We start from the raw sequence: 22,484 nt of genomic DNA, 5'->3' as shown, positions 1-22,484 counted from the left end.
TAAAGTAAAATACTTAAATAAATATTCCTTGTATTTCTAAGCGCTAATTTCAAGCTTATATCCTTTTCCGCGTATAACAACAATTTTGATATTCGGATCAAATTCCAGTTTTTTTCTAAGTTTTGATATGAACATATCCAGACTACGCCCTACAATAACACCTTCGTCCTCCCATATCTCTTTTTGTAATCTGGTTCTCTCTATAGTTTCGTTAGGAGATAATGCGAAAATGAGTAACAGACGCGTTTCGGTTCCGGTCAATTCTATTGTATTTTCATTTTTTATTAGCTTACGATTCTTTGTATCGAATAATACTGAGCCCAAAGTTAACATATCTGTATGCTGACTTTCAGTTAAAGTTTTCCGAGGCTTAAGAGATCTGAAAAAAATAAAACTAACAAATGCTAAAAATGACAGGCCGCCGAGAAGATATCCATTTTTTACTGTATTTATTCCTGTAGGTTTGAATTTAATGTTGATCATATAACAGGCGACGGGCTGCTTTCTTCCTCTACAGGATACAATATCATCTTGTTTATTTTTAGATATAGCGTATCCATAAGCTACACTGGAGTTGGCACAGTTAAGTACATTAACAACATAATCACTTGCGAACGGGTCTTTGGCTAACAAACGTTGAGTAGTATTCACTAAAGAGTCTGGTTGAAAAGTAATTTTATTCTCAAAGCTGATCAGATATTCGTTTTTTGCAATTTTTTTCACAGGGAGCACTCTTGATGTACGATCACCCGACTGTAGAAGTATTTCATGTCCGATTTTACGGAGCAAAACTTCTCTTCTGGCAAAGTCAAAGTTGTCACTATCCTCACTGCTGAAAGCTGCATAGATTACACAGATAAATGAGAGAAGTATGAATCCGAACAGGTATTTGCGTTTTCCTGAAAGAAGATTTCTGCTATTAAACATATTGTCAAGTTATTATTTACAAAGTTTACATTTTTATTTACAATTTTAAGCTCATAAGCAGAAAAATAGTAGAGTAATTTTGATGCATAAACTTTAAAAGGATTATAAAACAATGTTATTAATTAAATCTACAAGAAACATGAAAAAAATCGTTTATGTGCTGATCTTACTACTCATTGTGGTAAGCGGACTGGTATTTGCTAATTATGAAATTAAAAATGAAACTTCTAAAAAGCCAACCCCAAAGACCCTCTCTGCTGCTGAAATTAAAGCCGAAAAGAAAAAATGGGAGGCTACCCCTGCCGGTATAATGTATAAAAAATGGGAAGTGTCTCCCGCAGGTAAAAAGGTGCAGGACGCTGAAGCTAAAATATGGAAGAACATTAAAGGTTATACCAATATGGAGGGAGTTGTAACCTCTCTTTCTCTTCCGCCAGGCTCAAGATTAGGTTTCGGAGTGATGGTCAGGATTAATGATGCCGATTATATTGTAATATTTCAGCCGGAAAAGTCTCAACTTGAGCAATTGCATAGCTTAAAAGTTAACGACAAAATAATTATAAAAAGCCATAGCCTAATGCACGCACCTAAGTATGCATATCCAATAATACCAGTCGGATATGTAGAACGGGATAATAAAGTAATTTTTCAACGTATCCCTCGCAAAGACGGATGCTAAATAAATGATGAAATGTCTATAAATATAAAATCCCCGAGCGTAAGCGAGGGGATTTTTTTGTATCCGGAGTTAAAGGAAAAATACCTAAATTCGTATAGTTATAATCTAAAAATAAAGTTCAGATGAAGTGTAATAAAATAATTTTAATTGTTGGTTTATTGTTATTTCAGTTAAATTTTGCTCAGGAAAAAGCAGATGTTGTATTAAACAAAGCTCTTAAAGAAGCAAAAGCTAAGAATAAAAATGTTCTTTTGGTTTTCCATGCATCGTGGTGTAAGTGGTGCAAAATGATGGAGAAAAATATGAATCTTCCTGAAACAAAACCTTTATTCGATAAAAATTTTGTAACTGCATATCTTGACGTTCAGGAAAGAGGAGAAAAGAAAAGCCTTGAAAATCCTGGCGGACAGGAAATAATGAACAAATATAAAGGTGAAAATGCTGGACTTCCTTTTTGGCTTGTACTGGATCCGAAAGGAAAAGTATTGGCAGATTCTTTTGATGAAAAAGGTGATAATTTAGGTTCACCGGCAACACCAGAAGAGGTTAATTCCTTTTTAGCTAAATTGGAAAAATCTTCTAAATTGAATAAAGAAGAACTTCAGACAATTCAAAGTGTGTTTGTGAAAAAAGCTCAATAATAAATTCTAAAAATTGAAATGCCTCTAAAAGTGTAAATTTTTAGAGGCATTTTTTATTATAAATAGGATGATCCTAATTGCTACTTTTATCAATTTTATCTGTTTCTTTTAAATAAAATTCTAAGTTTTTTTGAGTGAGTTTATCGTAACCTTGTTCTTTAATACTTTCCAATTGAACTTGAATAAACTTATCCTTTTTCATTTTTAATGAAGTGTCTCTCATCGAAACAATTTCGGTTGCCATATAGATTTCATTTTTCAAGTAAGTTGAAATATTTTCCTTATTACCTACACAACCCATTTTGTATTTCATAATAAGTGGATTATCAGAATAGAATTTATAAATTTCCAAAAACCTTTTATCATTTCTTTTAAGAAGTTCTTGGCTTGAATATAATCTTAAAGAATTACTGCCATTTTTAGCAAAGAAATAGAGCTCATCATTCTTGGCTGCTTTAGATATTTCTTTGAAATAACCATAAATAATACTTGACTCACCATCAATTCCTACATGTGAAGATTCTGCATAGTTGATTGTATCTAAAGGTTTTGCTAATGCTTTTACTTTTTGAGAGATCTGAGCATTTATGAAATATAGCTGAAAGATGAGAAGAAAAGCAATTTTTATTTTCATGCCATAAATATAAAAAAACTCCCCAAACAAAACGTTCAGGGAGCTTAATCTAATTTTTATTTACCAAAGAATATTTCGTCTTTCTTTTGTTGTTCTACATATATTTCCTGAAATTTTACAGGCATATAATTGTAAAGATCGTTCCAATATTGGATTTTTGTGTGCTTTTTAAAGCTTTCAAAAGATCTTACAAAAAGGTTTTCAATCATATCTTTTACATAAGAATTTCCTTTTTCGTAAATGAATTCCATCAGCTTAATATGATGTCCAATGATATTAATCTTAGACTCTAATAAAAGATCTTTCAGATAATTGATAGTCGCCTGCATAACCCCGGCGAAATTATTTTGTTTTGATAATTGAGTGATCTCACTTCTGATTGGTGGATAGAAAAATTTTAAATACTCTACAGCCATTTTTTGGTTAATAGTTTGCATTTGCACATTCATCATAATTAATATTTTTCGAATACTTCTATTGCCGCGAAAACCGTACCAAACTTATAAGCAGGCAGCAAAAACAAATACGCCAATTATGATAGCAATATGAGTTGCCAATATTTCCATATTATGCCTAGAATTGGACTTTTTCCATTGTTTCCAGTCGAATTCTTTTCTGATTTTTGTCTTCATAATTTTAACTTTTTTGTAATAAAATGGGTGAAATATGTAATGAAAATTTTACATTCCATGTTTGTAAATTTGTTTTGAATAAATTTTCTGCAAATCCTGAGAAATATGAGTAAAAATGGCTTTTCTGTATTCGTCGTTGCAAAATGTGGTAAAATTGTCCAGAGAATAAATAAATGTACTTTCTACTGCATTTTTCAGCTTTACATCGCCGTTTTTATAGATCTCATCCATCTTTTGTAAGCTCTTAAATAAAAGATTTCTGTCGTTTTGACGGATCATGTTTTTAATACGATCCGTAAAAGTCTGGATAACACTGTAAGAATTCTGACTTTTATTGTTTTCCAATTCATTTTGAATGTCGGGAACCACATCTGTAATTTCCTCAGCAGCTTGTAAATAATTCATATTACTATTGATTTTGATCTAAAATTTTAATGAAAACACCGGAAATAAAGACGACCAACAAAGCGATCAATATAACATGATAAGGCTTTAACCACTTTGGAGTTTTCGGGCCTTTGCTTTTTAATCTTCTTAATGTGTCCAATCTGTTTAATGTCTTTAAGTCCATTTTATATGTTTTGAAGAGTAGATGCCAAATTACATTCCTTTTAATATTTATTTTATTTAATTAGTTTAAAATCAATTTGTTATTTAATTTTAATTAAAATTTTAAAGTAAAAAAGCCTGTCAAAATGATAAGGTTTTTATCAGAATGAAAAGAAATGAAAAAAATCCTCAAGGTTTTCTTGAAGATTTAGATTGGTTAAATTTTTAATTAGCTTAAGCAGGATTAATTTCAAAATCTTTTAGAACTTCGCTGAGTAGAACGCCTTTGCGAACTTAAAAACATTTAGTAGTCAAAAAAAACTTTGCGCTCTTTGCGTTAAAAAAATATTATTAAATCAATATTTCGATGATTTAAGCTTCACTATATGTTTTTTAATAATGATGTGGAAAAGGTTAGAATAATCCTCCTCAGAAACAGTTTCAAAAGGCTTTTTAGCTCCAAAAGCTTCCAAAATATTGAGAATTGTATTAGAATGTCCTGCAATAATTATATTTTTACCGGAATATTTACTGAGAATTTCGTCAATAAGTTTTTTATTATCAGAAGGATTATAATTGGTGATTTCAATTTTGTTAAACTCTGCGATGGGCTGCAAAGTTTGCTGAGTTCTGTTAAAAGGAGTGGAATAGACAGCCGAGAATTTTACTTTCTTTAATTCTGTAAATAATTTTTTTGCTCTTTGTTTTCCAATTTCGCTGAGGTTGGGATTTTTGTTGTTTGCATCAGAAATATCTTTTTCCGCATGTCTTACGATATAAATATTGGTGGACTGCGAATACAGACAGGTAAAGGAAAAGATTAATAAAAATGTTGATAATAAATTTTTCATCGAAGTTGTTTTTTATGGATTTTGATTCAAAACTAAAATACTATAATTTTATCCAAACCTCAAAATAGATTTATTTGTTTCTTGTTGCCTTTGAAGTTTAAAACTATATTTGTGCCTTCAAAAAAGATCAAAAAAAATGTTTTCAAAAATAGTAGTACATAGAGTAGGAAATAAAATCAACGGAGAGTCTTTAATACTTTCTCAGGAAGAATTGCAGTTGGAAGAAGGAATGGCAGAATCGCTTGAAGATTACTTTTTAGGGTCTTTCAAATCTGAGGAAACATTCAATTTTTACAGTGATACTTATTTGGTGAATAATCCTGTTTTCAGTTCTGTATCTGAAATTTTTGATGATAAAGCCAAGTTTCTTTGGGAAGCCGAAAATATTGCGAAGCATCTTTTTGAAGTTGCCGAAAATCCAAGAGTTATGGGTGGTGAATTGTTTATCGTTTATTTTGAAGATGATAGAGAAGGTGATGAAAAAGTAGATAAAATCGGAATTTTTAAAACTGAAAAAAGAGAACCATTCTTAAAAATAGCACCTCAAGGCGAAAGTTTTGAAATTGAAAAAGACTTAGGAATTGGTTTGTCAAAAATCGATAAAGCAGCGTTGATTTACAATAATCACAAAGAAACCGGATATGTACTTTCTGTAGTTGACAATAACAAAAACGGAGATATGTATTACTGGTTTGAGGATTTCTTAAAGGTAAAACAGCGTGATGACGAATATTTTCATACACAAGAAGCTTTGATGGTGTATAAAGATTATATCACAAAACAACTTCCTCAGGAGTTTGAAGTTTCTAAAGCAGATCAGGCAGATTTCTTAAATAAATCAATCAATTTCTTTAAAGAAAAAGAAGAATTTAAGTTAGACGAATTTGCTGCTGAAGTTTTAGGAGATGAGCATGTGATCGAAAGTTTCAATAATTTTAAAACAGATTACGAACAGGATATGCAAATCAATATTGCAGAAGAATTCCCGATCAGTGAAGCAGCTGTTAAAAAGACGCAGAGACATTTCAAGAGCATCATTAAATTAGATAAAAATTTCCACATTTACATCCACGGAGATCGTCAGAAATTGGCTACAGGAGAAGATGAAAAAGGGAAATATTATATGTTATATTTCGATAAAGAAGTTTAAACTATAAAATTGCCCGGTTAATTAATAAAATGATAACTTTATAACCAATCACAAAATATTCGTTATGAAGTTCATGATCATTTTCTGGGCGCTTTATATGTTGTTTTTCTGCATACCGTTTCCGATTATCATTTATATGGCAACTTCGGAAACGCTTTTAGAACCAAGAAATTCGCTGATTGTCAGCTATATTTATCTTGGTTTTTCTGTTTTAGTATGGTTGTACGTGATTATATTTTTCATCAATAATCTTTTCGTAAAAACTTTTAAAGCTAAAAATACGATCAATAATATTCTCAAAAACGGAACACCGAGAGAAGCGAAAATTATTGATTATCAATTGATAAAATATAATGCTAAATCGAATATCAATGCCATCCAGATCAAACTTTCTTTCCAAAATTTGAGGAATGTTTTGATTGAACATGAGCTACTTTTTCATGATATTAAACCTCAGGAAAAAAGATTTGATGCAGGTAAAACAGTTAAAGTTTTACTGAATCCTAATATATCCGAAGAACCTTATTTTATTTTGAGTGGACAACAGACTAAATTTAATCCTGTCGGGATGATTTTGAGAATTTTGTTTGTCGTTTTTATGATCGTTTATGTTATTGGACTGTATTACTATTTCTACACCACAGAATCCTTTGGTTTTGGCTGGCGGTTTCTGACTTTCATGCATCCGATTATTTTCAGTGGAGTGATGTTTTTGCTAACCATTTTGGTGTATCAAATGATCGTAGGAAAGTTTTTTAAGAAAACAAAAGAAGAGCGCATTCTTTTTGCCGGAAGAAATACTGAAGCCGAAATTATCAGTGTAAGTCAAACGGGTTTAACGGTAAATGATCAACCTCAGATTATGCTTCAGGTGAGTTTTAAAGATTTTAAGGGTAAAGAACATATTACGGTTTTCAAAAAAATAGTCAATCTTCTGGATTTAGCTTCTGTTCCCAGACAAGGCAAAATCGAGATTATGTATGATGAAAATAATCCTTCGAAAATTACAATTCCAAGGATGAATTAAACTTAAATATGAAAAATCGATAGCAGTTTTAAAGGTTGGGAGATGGAAGTTGGAAGCTGGAGGATTTATTAGCACATATTAACTTCTTAACTTCATTTTTCATAAACTTCAAGCTTCCAACTTCCCGCTTTTAATAATATCCTAGCACTTTCATCCAAAGTCCGCCGACTCCCATGTAGATAATTAACAGGACAATTCCTATTTCTAATCCGCGAAGCCACCAGGCTTTTAAATCGACATATCCGCTTCCGAAGAATACTGGAGCCGGACCGTGTCCATAATGCGTTAATACACCATAAATTGATCCTAAAAATCCAAGCATCATGGCTAACAACATTGGAGGAATTCCCACTGCAACGCCAACTCCGAGCAAAGCTGCGTACATTGCTGCAACGTGAGCTGTCGCACTTGCGAAAATGTAATGACTGAAAAAATACACCAAAATAATTACAGGGAAAGCAACCGTCCATGTCATATGTCCGATTTTAACCTTAATTAAATCACTAAACCATCCAATGAATCCCAATTCGTTGAGTGAACTCGCCATCATCACCAGAACGGCAAACCAAACGATGGTATCCCAAGCGCCTTTTTCAGATTTTACATCTTCCCAGGTTAAAACTGATGTTAATAAAAGTAAGGTTAATCCAATGAAAGCTGTTGTTGTTGCATCAATTGATAGTGCTCCACCGAAAATCCAAAGACCTAATAAAATGAAGAATGCTAACAACATCAACCACTCATATTTAGAAATAGGTCCCATCTCTTTTAATTTTTGAGCCGCCATTTTTGGTGCGTCACCTGTTTTCTTTAATTCAGGTGGATATAGTTTGTATAAAACTAATGGAACTACAAAAAAAGCAACTAATCCTGGAACGAAACCAGCAGCAGCCCAAGACATCCAGGTAATATTGATTCCTAAATTGGCTGCGAATTTCTGACACATTGGGTTACTTGCCGTTCCTGTTAAGAACATAGAAGATGAAATCAAATTCATGTAATAACTGTTTAATGTTAAAAATGAGCCGAGCTTTCTATGAGTTTCAGGTTTTTCAGGAACGGAATCAAAACTTATCGCCATTGATTTCATAATAGGATAAATAATTCCACCACCTCTTGCGGTGTTACTCGGAATTGCAGGAGCCAAACAAACATCTGCCAACCCTAATCCGTAAGCCAGTCCTAAAGAACTTTTCCCGAAAATTCTGATGAATAAAAAGGCAATTCTGTTTCCTAAGCCTGTTTTAATAAATCCTCTCGCGATAAAGAATGAAATCCCAATTAGCCATATTACTTTGTCTCCGAAGCCTGAAAGTGCTTTTGTGATTGATTTTCCTGCATCTCCCGGAGCCACAACTTGAGTAAGCGCTGTAAATCCGATCGCCATCATACACATCGTTCCCATTGGAGCTGCTTTTAAGATAATTCCTAAAATTGTGGCTGCAAAAATGGCAAATAAATGCCACGCATTTTCCGCAACGCCTTCCGGAGCAGGAATAAACCATATGATAAGGGCAACAGCAAACGTGATTGCTATGGCTTTGATATTAATTTCTTTCATAATAGTTAGTTTTAATGATTAAAATCTACTTTGTACCTGAACAATGAATAGATTATTGTTGTATTGTGAGGTGTTTGCAATGCTGTGTTTGTAACGGTCGAACTGTACGCCCAACTGAATTCTGGCGCCATAGTTTTTCAAAAATTCTAGCCCAAACATTGGAGTAATCGTCTGTCTTGGATTTGAATTTAATCTGAAATTCGTGTCCAAATACTCATAACGACAAGACAATTCGAAAGCACTTAAATTTCTATGATTGATTTCATATCGTAAATTCGGCAGAAAGTAAGCTCCGCGAATCAAGTATTCATCGGGGTTGTCGGGTCTGAGTTCCGGTGCAACGGCGAAATATAGCGGATGATTGGTTCCCTGTTTGGCTTCCAGTTGCATATCCAAGCTCCATTTTGAATCAAAATTGACTAATGAATTTAAATCAACTCCAACAGCATAAATTTTCTTTCCGAAAACCTCACCGATACCTCCATTTAAGCCTAGATTTAAATTATATTTTTTAGCCAAACCAAAAACTAATCGACTTGAATATTGTTTCCCGTCATCGTTGTCATTCACTTGATTTTTCCCGTTTCCATTCACTACAGAAATGGCGTATTGGAAAGGGATTTTACCTAATTCAAGTTGTCCAGTAGCAGAAAGCCCGATTTGGAAGCTCGTCCAGCCAAGTTTTCCGAATTCGGTGTATTGATTTGACCAGTCAAGTGATTTAATAATGTCGATAGGATAGGTTTCTTCAATACCAAACCAAGGTCTGAATTGCCCGACTGTAAAGGCTAATTTCGGATTAAAAGTATATTTTAAATAAGCGTTTTCGAGAACTCTGCTTTTGGGATCGTTTTTGAAATCAGCTAAATTGGCCAAAGCGACAACTTCCGTACGTTTGCTGATCTGCGCCCGAACCTGAACCCTCATGTATTTCACCATGAAATTATTGTTGGTTCCCGAGCCGTCACTGTGATGAAGTCCGTTTACGTCCACATCATTTTTCATTCCGACCAGATATCTTGCCTGAAACAGACCTTTTATCTGAAGAACAGGATATTTTACATTGTCTTCCGTTTCTTGTTTGGCGTGCAGAGAGTCCGGAACCTGAGCATTTGCTGAAAAATAAAACAGCATAAAACAAAGCAGGAGACTCATTTTTTTTGTTGAAAAAAAAGTCATAGAATTTGTGTTTAGTGAGTAGTGTTATTTTTTTAAGCTAAGAATCTGAAGTTTACTGATCAGAACTCTTTTTGAGAGGAAATAAAGGGGAAGTTTTTCATATAATATGTTTTAATTTAAGTGAAAATTAATCTTGATTTATGATTAAATATTCAATGATTTTTAAATGTATTCTTGATTTGGTGATATAAATTTAATAAATTTTGTTTAATTAACATAAAACTTTCAAACTATAATACAAAATTCATGTGAATAATCAGTTATGGTGAATTTAGAATAATTATTAGCTCTATTTTTAGTATATTATTAGTAAAAAGGCCTTTTAAAAATGAATAATGGAAATGTTTTTGTGCTGATTTAAAGGTGTTTTACATAAGTTATCCTCTGCATTAACGATGCTTTAACGTTTTAAACATTTGATACCACATCGTAATATTGCTTTAAAAAATTCGTTATATTTGATAGATTAAAGAATTATATGAATTTTGTAGATTGTCATGAAGAACCCATTCATATTCCTGGGTATATACAAAGTTTTGGGTATCTGATTGGCATTGATGTAGAATCTCATTCCATTACTTTTTTTAGCCAGAATATTTCCAACATTTTCAATATTGAGAATGTTGAATTTCTTTTTGGCAAAAAGATTACAGATTTTCCTGAAAGCTTTAAAAGTATTATGGATTCTGATATTTATCATTCATTACATAAATTCACAAGAAGAGAAAACGAAACGTATTTTGATAAAATCATTATTGGGGTATCGGAGTATCATTTTTCAGTTTTTAGAAGTAAAAATCATATTTTTCTTGAATTTGAAGAGGTTTTAGCAAATCCGAATAAACGTATTTCGAATAAATATGATAACTTTTATATCATCGATAATGCACAGGAAATTTGGGAACAGCTATTAAGCACTCTTTCAAAAATCGTGAATTATGACCGAATGATGGTATATAAATTCATGGCAGACGGTTCCGGAAAAGTAATTGCAGAACGCAGAAATAAAGATATAGAAAGTTATTTAGGTCTTCATTATCCGGAATCTGATATTCCGAGACAGGCTAGGGAATTGTACATGAAAAAAAGAAAGAGAATTTTTAGTAATGTATATTCTGAAACGGTTCCTCTTCTCAGTAAAACTCATAAGACTATTGATCTTACTTTTACAGGTTCACGCGGTATGTCGCCTATTCATGGGCAATATATCAAGAATTCGGGAGCATCTTCAAGTTTCAGTGTTTCTATTATTATTGATGATAAACTTTGGGGTTTGGTGACATGTCAAAACTCAGAGGCGAAGCATATTGACCTTGAAGATAGGGTACAGGCGGGAATTTTCACGGCTTTGGCTTCGAATGCCTATTCATCTTTTAAATCTAAAAAAGAACTTGAATATCGTATTGGACTGAATGAAAAATCGGCGTATTTGAAATCAGATTTTTTAAAGCATAATACCTTATTTGATTCCTTAATTGAAAATAAAGAAGAGATCAGAGAACTGCCTGAAGCTGATGGTTTGGTCATCGTTTCTGATGAAGATATTGTAACGGATGGCATAACGCCTGAACGTTCTTTAATTGGAAAAATCATTAATTGGGCTCATGAAAACACGCAGGAAAGTTTATATGTAAATCGAAGTTTTCTTAAAGAATATGGTGAGGAATTAGGCTTGAATGAAAATGCAGCCGGAATAATCATTTATTTTATCGAAAGAAGTAAAAATGAAATGTTGATCTGGTTCCGAAAAGAATTTGATGAACACATCAATTGGGCGGGAAATCCCGAAAAACAAATAGGTGTTTTCTCGCAAAACGGCGAAGAAAAACACATTATTTCTCCAAGAACTTCTTTTCAGACTTTTACAGAAAATATTAAAGGAAATTCCAGAAGATGGAGTTCTAGAAACCTCAGTGCGATACAATCTGTGCGTGATGTAATTTTGGAAACGTCTCACAAGCAATACAATGCAATCAAAGAACTGAATAATCAATTAAGAAAAGTGAATGAAGAGCTGGACAGTTTCTCTTACACGATTTCTCATGATTTGGGAACACCTTTGACTGTGATGAAGCTTAATGCTCAAATGCTTCTTTCTAATTTTGAAAAAACAGATAAGAATAAAAATAAACTGACTTCCATCATCGAAGAAATCGACGGAATGGCAGAAATGATGCATGATGTTCTGCAACTGAGCCGTGCAAAACACAGCGAAATTGAGCTTGAAATAGTTCAGCCGGCAAATACCATTAAAAAGATATCCGATAATGCTAAAATCACTTTCGAAAGTCCGCAAAGTGAAATCATTATTAAAGATTGTCCTGAGGTGTTGGCAGATAAAACGATGATGCATCAGGTATTTTTAAATATCATTAATAACGCGGTGAAATATTCTTCACAAAATGATCAGCCGAGGGTTGAAATTGAAGGATTTGAAGAGGGCGAAAACATTATTTACAGAATATCAGATAACGGAATCGGAATTCCTGAGGAGGATAAACATAAGATGTTTAAAATTTTCAATAGAATGGATAACGCGAAAAAATTTAAAGGAAATGGAGTAGGACTTTCCATTGTTCACAGGATTATGAACAGAATTGGAGGAAATGTTGATTATGAAAGCAATAAAGATGGTACAAGTTTCATTTTAACGTTCAAAAAACCTTAAATTTGGGAAACTTTTAAAACCTTATTATGGTATCTGAATATCTTAAACAAAACACTGCAGAATATCACGATGCAGCAGAGAAACTTTTTAATTCTGAAAAAATTTTTAACAAGACTTTCACTTTAGAAGATTATAAAAAAATCATCAATACCAATTATTTGATGTTGCTTCATTCTGAAGACAAAATATTCAGCAATCTTTCCGATAAATTTTCTGAGAAACTTCAATTGGATCAAAGAAAAAAACTTCCTCTTATCGAGAAAGATCTTCAAAGTTTATCATTGGAAAATCAAAATGCTTCTCATGATCTTGAATTCAGCACCGATTATGAGGCTTTAGGAGCAATGTATGTGATTGAAGGTTCTACTTTGGGTGGAAATGTGATCGCAAAACAGCTTTCTAAAACAGAAGGTTTTGATAACGTAACTTTTAATTTCTTCGGATGTTATCAGGAAAATACAGGGCCAATGTGGAAGAATTTCAAAGAAGTTTTAGATACAGAAGTTACTGAAGAGAACTATAATGAAGTTTTATCAGGCGCTAAAAAACTATATACGTTTTTACTGAACGTAAACTAAGATCTTCCAAAAACAATAAATATTTACCTAGTAGATAATATAAATTCCTGAAAGATTGCTCAATTTTTCAGGAATTGTTAAATTTGGGAGTCAAAAAATTGAAACTAAACAACAAATAAATTTAAATAAGTATACATTATGAAAGTAACTGTAGTAGGTGCAGGCGCTGTAGGAGCGAGTTGTGCAGAATACATCGCAATGAAAGACTTCTGTTCAGAAGTAGTTTTAGTAGACATTAAAGAAGGATTTGCGGAAGGTAAAGCAATGGATTTGATGCAGACCGCATCTCTTAACGGATTCGATACCAAAATTACCGGAACAACAGGAGATTACAGCAAAACTGCAGGTTCTCATGTAGCGGTTATCACTTCAGGGATTCCTAGAAAACCTGGAATGACAAGAGAAGAATTGATCGGTATCAACGCAGGAATTGTAAAAGATGTAACTGCAAACTTAGTAAAACATTCTCCGGAAGTTATCATCATCGTGGTTTCTAACCCAATGGATACTATGGCGTATTTGGTACACAAAACTTCAGGTCTTCCTAAGCACAAGATCATCGGAATGGGTGGTGCTTTAGATTCTGCAAGATTCCAGTACAGATTGGCTGAAGCTTTAGAAGCTCCAATTTCTGACGTAAACGGAATGGTAATCGCTGCTCACAGTGATACTGGAATGCTTCCTTTATTGAGCAAAGCTACAAGAAATGGAGTTCCTGTAACTGAATTCCTTAGCGACGAACAACAAAAATATGTAATTGAAGAAACTAAAGTTGGAGGTGCAACTCTTACTAAATTATTAGGAACTTCTGCTTGGTATGCACCAGGTGCAGCTGTTTCTGTAATGGTTCAGGCGATTGCATGTGACCAAAAGAAAATGATCCCTTGTTCATTAATGCTTGAAGGTGAATACGGTCAAAATGATATCTGCCTAGGTGTTCCTGCTATCATCGGGAAAAACGGTGTAGAAAAAATCGTTAACATCACATTGACTGCTGACGAGCAATTGAAATTCGCTGAAGCTGCTAATGCAGTAAGAGAAGTGAATGGTGATTTGAAGTTTTAATTGATTAGACTTTATATATTGAAACCGCATCGTGAGATGCGGTTTTTTTATTGATCTGTTTTTTAATTAATAATTATTATATTTTTCATATACTGAAATTAATAACTTTCCAAATTTTACTAAATCGCTATAACTTATTATTTGTATTGAATTTAAACCTGAATTAACCATTCTTAAACAATGTAATTGATCTTTATCAAAAGTATCAGTAATTCCAATAATAATTTTAATTCTTGGCATTAGAACTTTTGTATTGTATTCATTTTCTAAATTCAATTTGTATTCAGATAGCTTTTGGAGATAGAATAAAGACTGTCCTAGAACTATTGATAAATCATTATGTGGGTAATGGCAGTTATGACTATTGTCATATTTTAAAATAATATGTTTGGGTCTTTTAAGTTCAATTAGATCTAAAAATCCATCTACTGATTCCATGAGTAAGTCCCCTTCTGAAAATAAAGCTATTTTTCTCGCCTCATGTTACTTTATATATTCAATGCCAAAAATCCATAAATTGTTTTCTATCCAATTTTGAAATATTTTTTCTGCTTGTCCTGCCTTATATTTTAGTAAACATGGCTCATTATCAATATCGATTGTTATATTCCCATTTATTTCTAATTCAATGAGTTTTTCAAGATGGTTTACTTCTTCTACCATATATTTATGATGAAAAGCACCATACAGATTTTCAATCTCAATTTTATCAAGTGAATTTAATAAACCTTTTATTTTGTCATTCGAACTAAATTTTCTTAAAAATATTGATATTGTTTCTAAATCAGTCACTTCTAACTTTTGGACTAATAAATTTATTTCATCGGTAGTCTCTATAAATTTCGCAGAAGTTTTTGTGCCTTCCTTAATCACTGAAATAGCATTAAGATGATTATATAACTCTCTTATTTCTGCAAGAGATAACTGTTCTGTAAAAATCGGAATTCCAGAATTATTAGTAGCATAAATGTTGAATTTTAAGTCTTCATTAGCAATACCATTCTTAATTCCCGAATAATTAATGAATAGTCTGTTATTTTCATTTTTAAAAATTTCTAAATGAAATGGAGTACTCATAGCTAAATCTTTTCAATAACGTCTTTATAACCTTCCCATTCTGGATTATAGTTTTCATGTATTTCAAGAAAAGTATTTTCAGTAATATTTATATTTGATAAATCTTCAATGTTAAACATTCTAAAGGCAGGAAAAGGGTTTTTAGGCTCAGAATCAGATACTCCACCAGTTTGTACAAGATGAATTTTTGTACTTTGTACACCATCATTTTTAGTAAGTATAAAAATTGCATAAGGATCCCCAATTCTTAAGCCAATGGCTTTGTTAGGTTTATTATATTCAAATTCTATAATTTTTTTTTCTCGAATGGCTTTAATTAGCTTATCTAAATTGTTCATAAAATTAGTTTTAATGGTTATTTGATTAATTTTTAGTTTTGTTAAATATAGAAATAATTCTCAATCTATAATTACGGAAACCCGTAAAAACTAAATAATCAATTATTTATACCTCTTTCTCACCTCAAAACACATTCTATCCAACGGGGTAAATCGCCTTATAAAACTAGCTGAAGGGACTTCAATATAGAAATCAATATTTCCATAAAAAAAGACAGACTCAAAAAATGAATCTGCCTTGATATTAGTTTTGAAAAATCTATCTTAGTTAATAAATACGACAACGTTGTTTCCTAACATGTTCCATGTTGCTGTGATATTGCCTGTGGTTGATCCACTGAATATTCCGGTGCCGCCACCTCCACAATGTATGCCGAGATTGATATATCCGCCGTTGGGAAAATTCAGGTCAATAGTGTGCCAGGCTGTTAGAGTAGTTATAGGTGGGTTGATGGTTGCTCCTCCGGCCACATTGTAAGTTTGGCTTGGGATACCTATTTCTTCCGAAATTACATTCCATTCATTAATAGCAGGACTTTGCAGATGACTCGTATTATACGATGGATAAGTCACGGTGCTTGAAGGAGCCAATGACGTTGCAGCATAACCTGTAACGACCGGTTGACAGTCAATTAGAAAAGCATTGAGCTGTGAACCTACCAGCCTGTAACTAACAGTAGAAGTGGAGAAATTATAAATGGTCATTGTGCCTGTCTGGGCGTATGCTAGAGTTCCTATTAAGAGTAAAAGGAATAATGAGATTTTTTTCATATTGATTTGTTTAAACATAAAGGTTATAAAGAAGATTTTTTGTAATTATCCTGGAAAATTTCCATCGCCCATGAAATGATCTTTGTTTTATCTCCGTTAGTTGTTCTTTCAATTTGTTCATCCTTTATTCCTGTAGATTTAATGAGATGCTTTGCAGCAGGCATTAGAAGGTCTTTTCTCTGCTCACTCATCTGAAAAGATTGATATTCAGCGTTGAGTTTCTCATCAGTTACCGGAAGATCTTTAGAATTGTTTACGGTAATGATCGCACGTTTGAAATTATTAACCGCTTCTTCAGTCTGGTTCTCCTGAGCAACGGTCTGCATGTTTTCGTTACTGCATGAGCTCATGACAATAAAGCATGCTGCAGCCAGCAAAAATGTTTTTTTCATAGTAATTAGTAATTTAGGTTTGTGATAATATAGAATCTAATTTTATTATCGTGAAATATGAATAGGTATTTTAATTAATGAAAATTACAACATTCCCACTGGTAGAAGGACCTACATAGTTCCATGTTGCATTAATATTGCTTGGAGTACTGCCACTGAAAGCTCCGTTATTACTACTAACATATCCACAATCTCTTCCAAGATATATATGTTCTCCATTACCGAACTGCAGGTCAATAGACTGCCAAGATGTAATAGATGTGATTACTGACGGAATAGTAGTTCCTCCTGATACATTGTAAGTCTGACCGGGAATTCCTATGGCATCAGAAATCACTGCCCATTGGTTAATAGGTGGAGCTGTAGGAGGTACGGGCATGTGACTTGAGTTATATTGTGAATAGATAACTGTACTTGCCGGAGCTAGTGCTGATGCAGATAATCCTTCAACAATTGGCTGACAGTCTATAGGATAGCTGTTGTCGTTTGTACCTACAAGTCTGTATTTAACTGGTTGTGAAGAAAAATTATAAATAGTCATGGTTCCTATTTGAGCGTATGCGAAAGTTCCGATTAATAATAAAAGGAATAATGAGATATTTTTCATATTGATTTATTGTTAAAGCTTTAAAGATTATAAAGAAGAATTTGAATAGTTGTTCTGGAAAACTTCCATCGCCCATGCAATGATCTTTGCTTTGTCACCGTCGGTTGCTTTTTCAATTTGTTCATCTTTTATCCCTGTTGACTTTATAAGATGTTTCGCGGCAGGAACCAGAATATCTTTTCTTTGTTCACTCATTTCAGGAAATGGAGATTTTTTATCTCGCCTTTCTGCAAACATTGGAAGATCTTTGGCGTTGTTAAAAGTAATGACAGCTCGTTTAAAATTCTGAACAGCTTCTGCTGTTTGGTTCTCCTGAGCAACAGCCGGGATGCTTTCGTTGTTGCATGATGTCATGACAAAGAAGCATGCAATAGCAAGCAAGAATGTTTTTTTCATAATGATTATTAATATTTTAGGTCGTATAAAAGTAACTAAAATATTAATTATATCAACTATTAGTGATAAAAAATGTTGTTATTTAATTTATAACTATTAAAATCAAATTGATATTATATTATTAATGAAAAATTAAAAATGACTTATTTTTATTATGAAATTTAAATAAAAAGATAATTAATAATATTCCTTGACGCCAGGGTCACTCTGCCCTGCAACGATCTTACCGTCAATCGTATAGATGATTCCGCCTCCATTGAAATAAATATCATTAGAAAAATGAAAATAACTTTTCTCTGGTCCGAAAATAGTTTTTCCGGAACGGATATCTACAACAGTAATAATATAGTTTCTCTTTTCACTATCATTTTTATCATAAATAATAGTCTCTGCGAAATCATTTTTATAAGAACGTGAATTGGTTTTTTCCAGATTATCATATTTGAAAGGAATGATCATTTTACCAAGTTCAAAATCATACAATCCCATCTTCTGTGTTTTGGCAGATTTTAAAACAACAGCCTTTTCAAAAATTCCTGACGGATAATATACATTGAATGATTCAGGATACAAGAATCGTTTATCAATCGAAACGGGTTCAGATACAAGAATTTTTCCGGCCTGATCAGAAAAATAATACTGATTCTTATTTTTTACGATAGAGTAGTGTTTATCATTGGCTGTGGTCACAAAAAGGGCATCTTCATACACTGGAGCAAGTAGTTCTTTTTCATTATAATCTACCAGTCCTGTTTTACCATTTTCTATGTAACTGAAAGTCGTAATACCGAGTTTTGGATGATATTGTTTGAGGGCATATTTTCTTTCCGAATGCTCAAACATATTAAACAAATTGGGAGTAGTAAAACTCTGAATCAACAGATAATAATTCTTTCCATTCTGTGTTACACTTAAAGTTTGATTTTCATAAACCTGTATATCCTCATACTCCGGAGGCAGAATATAGTTGAAATTCTTATTCATTAAACCATACTTACCGTCCTTTTTTACCCTGAAAATAGGATCATCCATAAACTGAAAATAGTAAGATTTAATATCTTCATATTCATAATTCAAAATGCATTGGTAATACTCATCAACCAAACCCATTTTTCCATTTAAAGTAGCCTGAAAATAATTTCCTTTAAGATATTTTATAGAGTCGAAAAGTGGAGGATAAGAAGCTTTAATATCTTCCTTTCCATTCGATTCATAACTTACCTTTAGTGCATATTTATCGTCTGTTTTTACGAATTTGTAGAGTTCCAAAGGATATGCGGGTGATTTTTTTAGAGCGTAAGTTGATCTTCCTGTTTTTCCATATTCAATGATGTTAATATCAAGATCTTTGAAAAAACTTGTGACGGTTTTCTTCTTTTTTTTAACTTCAGCCTTATTTTCTGTATCGTTGGCTTGATAAAAATTCTTTCTGTTATCCTGAATGAAGTTTTCCGCTTGCTTATACACTTCCATAGAATCTGCTGCAAAAACATTTCTTTTAAAATGTTGTCGGTCTTTATAGGTATAATAGACATCTTCCTCATGCTCGCCCATAGGAATGAAATCGTAAACAGCCCGTTGTATAAGGCCTGCATTAAGGTTGAGGAATCCCCACAAATAGCCTTTTCGAAGAAACAGCAGATTTCTTTTGTCTGAAACATCTCTTCCATCCCAATTGTAAAATTCATCATATTCGGCATCGAGAATGGGCTGGGCTTTGTAATTCATTAAACCCATTTTGCCGTCTTTTTCGAACATCAAAGTATTATTTCGAACAATTGAAGAACCATAGTTAAAAAGGGAAACAGGATAATCAAACAGGATATTCGTTTTTTTTCCATTCACCATTCCGTTCCCGAATTCATCAATGTTTTCTAAGATCGGTTCTTTATAAACGCTGTTGTCATCAACACAATAAATGCCAATCTTTCCGTTTCTTTTAAAAGGGATATAATGCTTTGATTCTTTGTATTCGCTTAAAGGTTTTTTGGCAGATTCATAATTATTGATGATTTTATCAATGTTTCCGTTTTCGAAATAAACTTCTTCAAATTCATTAATATATTGTAAACCCGATTCATTAGACAGCGCATAAAGTTTTACGGATGAATTATTTTTAACTTTTATGAGTTGAATATTCGATTTTTTCAATGCTCTTCTATTGAAAAATAGTTCCTGAAGACCCGGTTCAAAATTACTGAGCAAAGTTGCATCGATTGAACTGCCCTGAGCAAGGACTTTCATCGTTTTTTTCTCAATAAGACGAACATCACTTTTGGTTTTATAAGCTAAAAAATAGTCGTCGGAGTGATCGAGATCTACGAATTCAAAATAGTCTTTAAGCAACAAATTAAGATCAACATCATAAAGACTGTGCCTGAAATCCAAGCCTATAACACCAATGAAATCTCTCATATGCTGTCCGATGTTGTGGTATTCTAAAGGAAGAAGAATTTTGCCATTGATATCTGCAATCCCTGATTTTCCGTTTTTTCTTAAAAGAATAAGGTCTTTTTTGAGGCTTAAAGCACCAACTTTGTCATAAATAGGAGGGATGATATACCGTTTTTCATTAGCACTGTAAATTCCCATCGTGAAAATTATCCCTTTTTCGAAGGTGACTGTTTCAATGCAGTGATCAAGATTGAGAATGGCTTTTTGAGTAAAATCATAGGCAAGAATGCTTTTCAGATGCATTTTATATTGCCAGATGTCACTTTTTGTTTTTTCGTCATCAGGATAGCTTTCCAAAACGCATAAAGCATTTCGGATATCGCCGATTTCATAATATTGGAGTGATTGTTTTTTCAGCGAATCAATATTTTGAGCAAACAAAAACTGATGTAAGAATATAATTATTAAAAACAGATTTTTTTTCACCACAATATATTTTTTCTTAGAAACGAAAGTACAAAAATTAAATTTTCACAATAAATTTTTGTTTTTATCTATAAATTTCTATCCGCTTTTTCTTTCTTTAATTTGTTCCAGTTGTTGATATTCATGATCAGAATAGGAAGTAAGGCGATCGGAACCACTGTTAAAGCACTGAATCCTTTTTTGAATGTTAAAAACATCGTACTTAAAAATAAAAGAATAAGGGCAACCATCAACATAATGGTTAAAATTTTTATCTTCTTTTCATTGCTGATGATTTCTTCATCAGAGTATTCGGTTATTGGTTTAGTTTCTTTCATGGTTTTATTTTTTCTTAATGACTTCAAGGGTATTAATTTTTCCAACAGGTGCGATCTTAATGTTTTTGTCTCCTTTTTCGACATAAAAATAGTAAGAACTGTTGATATCGATCATGTAAATGTCAGTCGGTTCACCACCGGATTCGGAAACGATCTTGTAATTGTATTTTAAATCTTGAGTATCAATTCTCTTTTTAATAATTCGGCCTTCACCCAATCCCAATCCTACAAACAAAGCGAGAAGTTCAATACCTACAAGTATGGCAAATACCGGAATCATCGATTTTTGAAGCGTTTTTTTATCACCTTCATGATTAATTTTATAGCTTCCTAATAGCTTTTTACTCCAGTTTTTATCACTGTTTTTCACCAGTATTACCTGAAATAGAAAGAATAAGAGTACAACAGAAATTATTACAATGATCAAAATAGGACTTGAAGCCATATCAGCAATCGGACTGATCAGAATGTCCGTTATAGAGGAATATTTCAAAATATTTATTTCTAACTGATAAAAAAGAATACTTTCCTTTAAAAGTCCAAGAACAATTAGATATAAATAACCTAAAGGTAATAATCCTTGAATTTTTTCTAAATATTTCATTGGTCTAAGATATTATTTTTATCTTAAACTGTTTTGTTCAATTACAAAAAAACACATCGGAAAGATGTGTTTTTAATATATCTTCCATTAATTTAAAGAAGATATAAATTTTATTGGAGTACTTTATAATGTCTTCAAAGTCCCGCCATCTGCTCTCAAGCTGGCACCATTCGTTGCTATAGATAATGGACTGGAAAGGTAAGTGACAAGATTTGCAATTTCCTTAGGCTCAATAAATCTCTGTAATAAAAAATCAGGATTGGTTTGCTGGACAATGGCAGTTTTCATTTGCTGAATGCTTATATTTTGAATTTTTGCGAAATGTTCAACAGTTTCTGCGACACCATCAGAATAAGTTGGGCCTCCAAGAATGGTATTTATAGTAACCTCAGTTCCTTTTGTAAGTTTTGATAAACCGTTGCTTACTGCCATCATTGCAGCTTTTGTCATTCCGTAATGAATCATATTTCCTGGAATATTTACACCGGATTCACTGCTGATGAAAATAATTCTTCCCCAGTTTTTATCCAGCATTTTAGGCATTAAATGTCTGGATAATTTTACAGAGCTCATGACATTAATTTCAAAAATGCGATACCAATCTTCATCTGAAATTGCTACAAAATCTTTTAATTCAAATATTCCGACATTATTGATTAAAATATCAATATCATTTAATTTTTCAAGTAAATTATTTACGTCTTCATTGTTTGAAAAATCGGCTGCGATTCCTGAAATTTTAGCTTCTGGAAATTGTTGCTGTAATTGTAGAACGGCTTTTTCTGTTTTCTCTTTTTGTCTTCCATTTATGATGACTTCCGCGCCTTCTTCTAATAATTGTTGAGCAACTGCAAAGCCAATTCCCTGCGTAGAACCGCTGATAAAAGCTTTTTTTGAGGTTAATTCTAAATTCATTTTGATTAAATTTTATTTTGTAATGATCGATACAAAAATTAATAAA

26 protein-coding genes are annotated in these 22,484 nt (G+C 32.5%); 7 read left to right on the top strand and 19 right to left on the bottom strand.

The window, feature by feature from the left end; genetic code table 11:
• Positions 1-36: 36 nt before the first annotated feature.
• Positions 37-927: a winged helix-turn-helix domain-containing protein gene (locus AC1Q7L_RS20605; RefSeq protein WP_492307464.1), complete on the bottom strand. Its 891-nt coding sequence runs from the start codon at positions 925-927 to the stop codon at positions 37-39.
• Positions 928-1,066: 139 nt separating this feature from the next.
• Between AC1Q7L_RS20605 and AC1Q7L_RS20600 the strand changes: the two genes are divergently transcribed.
• Both AC1Q7L_RS20600 and AC1Q7L_RS20595 read left to right on the top strand, forming a co-directional pair.
• The gene (locus tag AC1Q7L_RS20600; RefSeq protein WP_492307465.1) at positions 1,067-1,606 is read left to right on the top strand and encodes a hypothetical protein; all 540 of its coding nucleotides are present in this window, start codon (positions 1,067-1,069) and stop codon (positions 1,604-1,606) included.
• A 122-nt stretch (positions 1,607-1,728) separates the two neighbouring features.
• Positions 1,729-2,247, top strand: a complete 519-nt coding sequence (locus AC1Q7L_RS20595) for a thioredoxin family protein (protein ID WP_492307466.1) — start codon at positions 1,729-1,731, stop codon at positions 2,245-2,247.
• Between the two features lie 73 nt (positions 2,248-2,320).
• Here the strand turns inward: AC1Q7L_RS20595 and AC1Q7L_RS20590 are convergent, their stop codons facing one another.
• The 5 genes from AC1Q7L_RS20590 to AC1Q7L_RS20570 all read right to left on the bottom strand — a co-directional run bounded on the left by AC1Q7L_RS20590 (position 2,321) and on the right by AC1Q7L_RS20570 (position 4,913).
• The gene (locus AC1Q7L_RS20590) at positions 2,321-2,881 is read right to left on the bottom strand and encodes a hypothetical protein (protein ID WP_492307467.1); all 561 of its coding nucleotides are present in this window, start codon (positions 2,879-2,881) and stop codon (positions 2,321-2,323) included.
• A 56-nt stretch (positions 2,882-2,937) separates the two neighbouring features.
• Positions 2,938-3,333 carry a DUF7674 family protein gene (locus AC1Q7L_RS20585; RefSeq protein WP_410692360.1) on the bottom strand — a complete coding sequence of 132 codons (396 nt, stop codon included), beginning with the start codon at positions 3,331-3,333 and terminating at the stop codon, positions 2,938-2,940.
• Positions 3,334-3,561: 228 nt separating this feature from the next.
• Positions 3,562-3,918, bottom strand: coding sequence for a DUF7674 family protein (locus AC1Q7L_RS20580; protein WP_492307468.1), 357 nt, complete (start codon positions 3,916-3,918; stop codon positions 3,562-3,564).
• 4 nt (positions 3,919-3,922) lie between these two features.
• Complete coding sequence (locus AC1Q7L_RS20575) at positions 3,923-4,084, bottom strand: hypothetical protein (protein ID WP_228394297.1); 162 nt, start codon at positions 4,082-4,084, stop codon at positions 3,923-3,925.
• A gap of 334 nt (positions 4,085-4,418) precedes the next feature.
• Positions 4,419-4,913 (bottom strand): phosphoglycerate mutase family protein, encoded by a 495-nt coding sequence (locus AC1Q7L_RS20570; protein ID WP_492307469.1) that lies wholly within the window; start codon positions 4,911-4,913, stop codon positions 4,419-4,421.
• A 136-nt stretch (positions 4,914-5,049) separates the two neighbouring features.
• Between AC1Q7L_RS20570 and AC1Q7L_RS20565 the strand changes: the two genes are divergently transcribed.
• On the top strand, positions 5,050-6,063 hold the full coding sequence (locus AC1Q7L_RS20565) for a nucleoid-associated protein (RefSeq protein WP_492307470.1): 1,014 nt from the start codon (positions 5,050-5,052) through the stop codon (positions 6,061-6,063).
• A 64-nt stretch (positions 6,064-6,127) separates the two neighbouring features.
• Complete coding sequence (locus tag AC1Q7L_RS20560; RefSeq protein ID WP_492307471.1) at positions 6,128-7,090, top strand: hypothetical protein; 963 nt, start codon at positions 6,128-6,130, stop codon at positions 7,088-7,090.
• A 130-nt stretch (positions 7,091-7,220) separates the two neighbouring features.
• On the opposite strand, the gene AC1Q7L_RS20555 is transcribed toward AC1Q7L_RS20560, so the two are convergent.
• Together AC1Q7L_RS20555 and AC1Q7L_RS20550 are read right to left on the bottom strand one after the other, a co-directional pair.
• Positions 7,221-8,651, bottom strand: coding sequence for an anion permease (locus AC1Q7L_RS20555; RefSeq protein WP_492307472.1), 1,431 nt, complete (start codon positions 8,649-8,651; stop codon positions 7,221-7,223).
• A gap of 18 nt (positions 8,652-8,669) precedes the next feature.
• Positions 8,670-9,806, bottom strand: a complete 1,137-nt coding sequence (locus tag AC1Q7L_RS20550) for a porin (RefSeq protein WP_492307473.1) — start codon at positions 9,804-9,806, stop codon at positions 8,670-8,672.
• A 502-nt stretch (positions 9,807-10,308) separates the two neighbouring features.
• Between AC1Q7L_RS20550 and AC1Q7L_RS20545 the strand changes: the two genes are divergently transcribed.
• From AC1Q7L_RS20545 to AC1Q7L_RS20535, 3 genes are all read left to right on the top strand, one after another.
• Positions 10,309-12,498 (top strand): ATP-binding protein, encoded by a 2,190-nt coding sequence (locus AC1Q7L_RS20545; protein WP_492307474.1) that lies wholly within the window; start codon positions 10,309-10,311, stop codon positions 12,496-12,498.
• Positions 12,499-12,524: 26 nt separating this feature from the next.
• Entirely contained in the window at positions 12,525-13,076 is a 552-nt protein-coding gene (locus tag AC1Q7L_RS20540) for a biliverdin-producing heme oxygenase (RefSeq protein WP_492307475.1), read from the top strand.
• Between the two features lie 138 nt (positions 13,077-13,214).
• Positions 13,215-14,141 carry a malate dehydrogenase gene (locus tag AC1Q7L_RS20535; protein ID WP_123980017.1) on the top strand — a complete coding sequence of 309 codons (927 nt, stop codon included), beginning with the start codon at positions 13,215-13,217 and terminating at the stop codon, positions 14,139-14,141.
• A gap of 66 nt (positions 14,142-14,207) precedes the next feature.
• Here the strand turns inward: AC1Q7L_RS20535 and AC1Q7L_RS20530 are convergent, their stop codons facing one another.
• The 11 genes from AC1Q7L_RS20530 to AC1Q7L_RS20480 form a co-directional block, all read right to left on the bottom strand.
• Positions 14,208-14,579 (bottom strand): Shedu anti-phage system protein SduA domain-containing protein, encoded by a 372-nt coding sequence (locus AC1Q7L_RS20530; RefSeq protein ID WP_492307476.1) that lies wholly within the window; start codon positions 14,577-14,579, stop codon positions 14,208-14,210.
• Positions 14,580-14,624: 45 nt separating this feature from the next.
• On the bottom strand, positions 14,625-15,218 hold the full coding sequence (locus AC1Q7L_RS20525; RefSeq protein WP_492307477.1) for a hypothetical protein: 594 nt from the start codon (positions 15,216-15,218) through the stop codon (positions 14,625-14,627).
• 2 nt (positions 15,219-15,220) lie between these two features.
• On the bottom strand, positions 15,221-15,556 hold the full coding sequence (locus AC1Q7L_RS20520) for a hypothetical protein (RefSeq protein ID WP_492307478.1): 336 nt from the start codon (positions 15,554-15,556) through the stop codon (positions 15,221-15,223).
• A gap of 264 nt (positions 15,557-15,820) precedes the next feature.
• Entirely contained in the window at positions 15,821-16,147 is a 327-nt protein-coding gene (locus AC1Q7L_RS20515; RefSeq protein ID WP_492307479.1) for a hypothetical protein, read from the bottom strand.
• 203 nt (positions 16,148-16,350) lie between these two features.
• Positions 16,351-16,719 (bottom strand): hypothetical protein, encoded by a 369-nt coding sequence (locus tag AC1Q7L_RS20510; protein ID WP_492307480.1) that lies wholly within the window; start codon positions 16,717-16,719, stop codon positions 16,351-16,353.
• 70 nt (positions 16,720-16,789) lie between these two features.
• Positions 16,790-17,326, bottom strand: a complete 537-nt coding sequence (locus AC1Q7L_RS20505) for a hypothetical protein (RefSeq protein ID WP_492307481.1) — start codon at positions 17,324-17,326, stop codon at positions 16,790-16,792.
• Between the two features lie 27 nt (positions 17,327-17,353).
• Entirely contained in the window at positions 17,354-17,722 is a 369-nt protein-coding gene (locus AC1Q7L_RS20500; RefSeq protein ID WP_492307482.1) for a hypothetical protein, read from the bottom strand.
• 177 nt (positions 17,723-17,899) lie between these two features.
• Positions 17,900-20,602 (bottom strand): WG repeat-containing protein, encoded by a 2,703-nt coding sequence (locus AC1Q7L_RS20495; protein WP_492307483.1) that lies wholly within the window; start codon positions 20,600-20,602, stop codon positions 17,900-17,902.
• A gap of 68 nt (positions 20,603-20,670) precedes the next feature.
• Positions 20,671-20,919, bottom strand: a complete 249-nt coding sequence (locus tag AC1Q7L_RS20490; protein WP_492307484.1) for a redox-active disulfide protein 2 — start codon at positions 20,917-20,919, stop codon at positions 20,671-20,673.
• Between the two features lie 4 nt (positions 20,920-20,923).
• A complete protein-coding gene (locus tag AC1Q7L_RS20485; protein ID WP_492307485.1) occupies positions 20,924-21,523 on the bottom strand; it encodes a hypothetical protein in 600 nt (199 codons plus the stop codon).
• A gap of 123 nt (positions 21,524-21,646) precedes the next feature.
• Positions 21,647-22,438, bottom strand: a complete 792-nt coding sequence (locus tag AC1Q7L_RS20480) for an SDR family NAD(P)-dependent oxidoreductase (protein ID WP_492307486.1) — start codon at positions 22,436-22,438, stop codon at positions 21,647-21,649.
• Positions 22,439-22,484 lie beyond the last annotated feature (46 nt).

Source organism: Chryseobacterium sp. GW823-FHT05E08, from assembly GCF_058795655.1.
The sequence above is the reverse complement of the archived record's forward strand: the minus strand, read 5'-3'. Positions and strand labels throughout refer to the sequence as shown.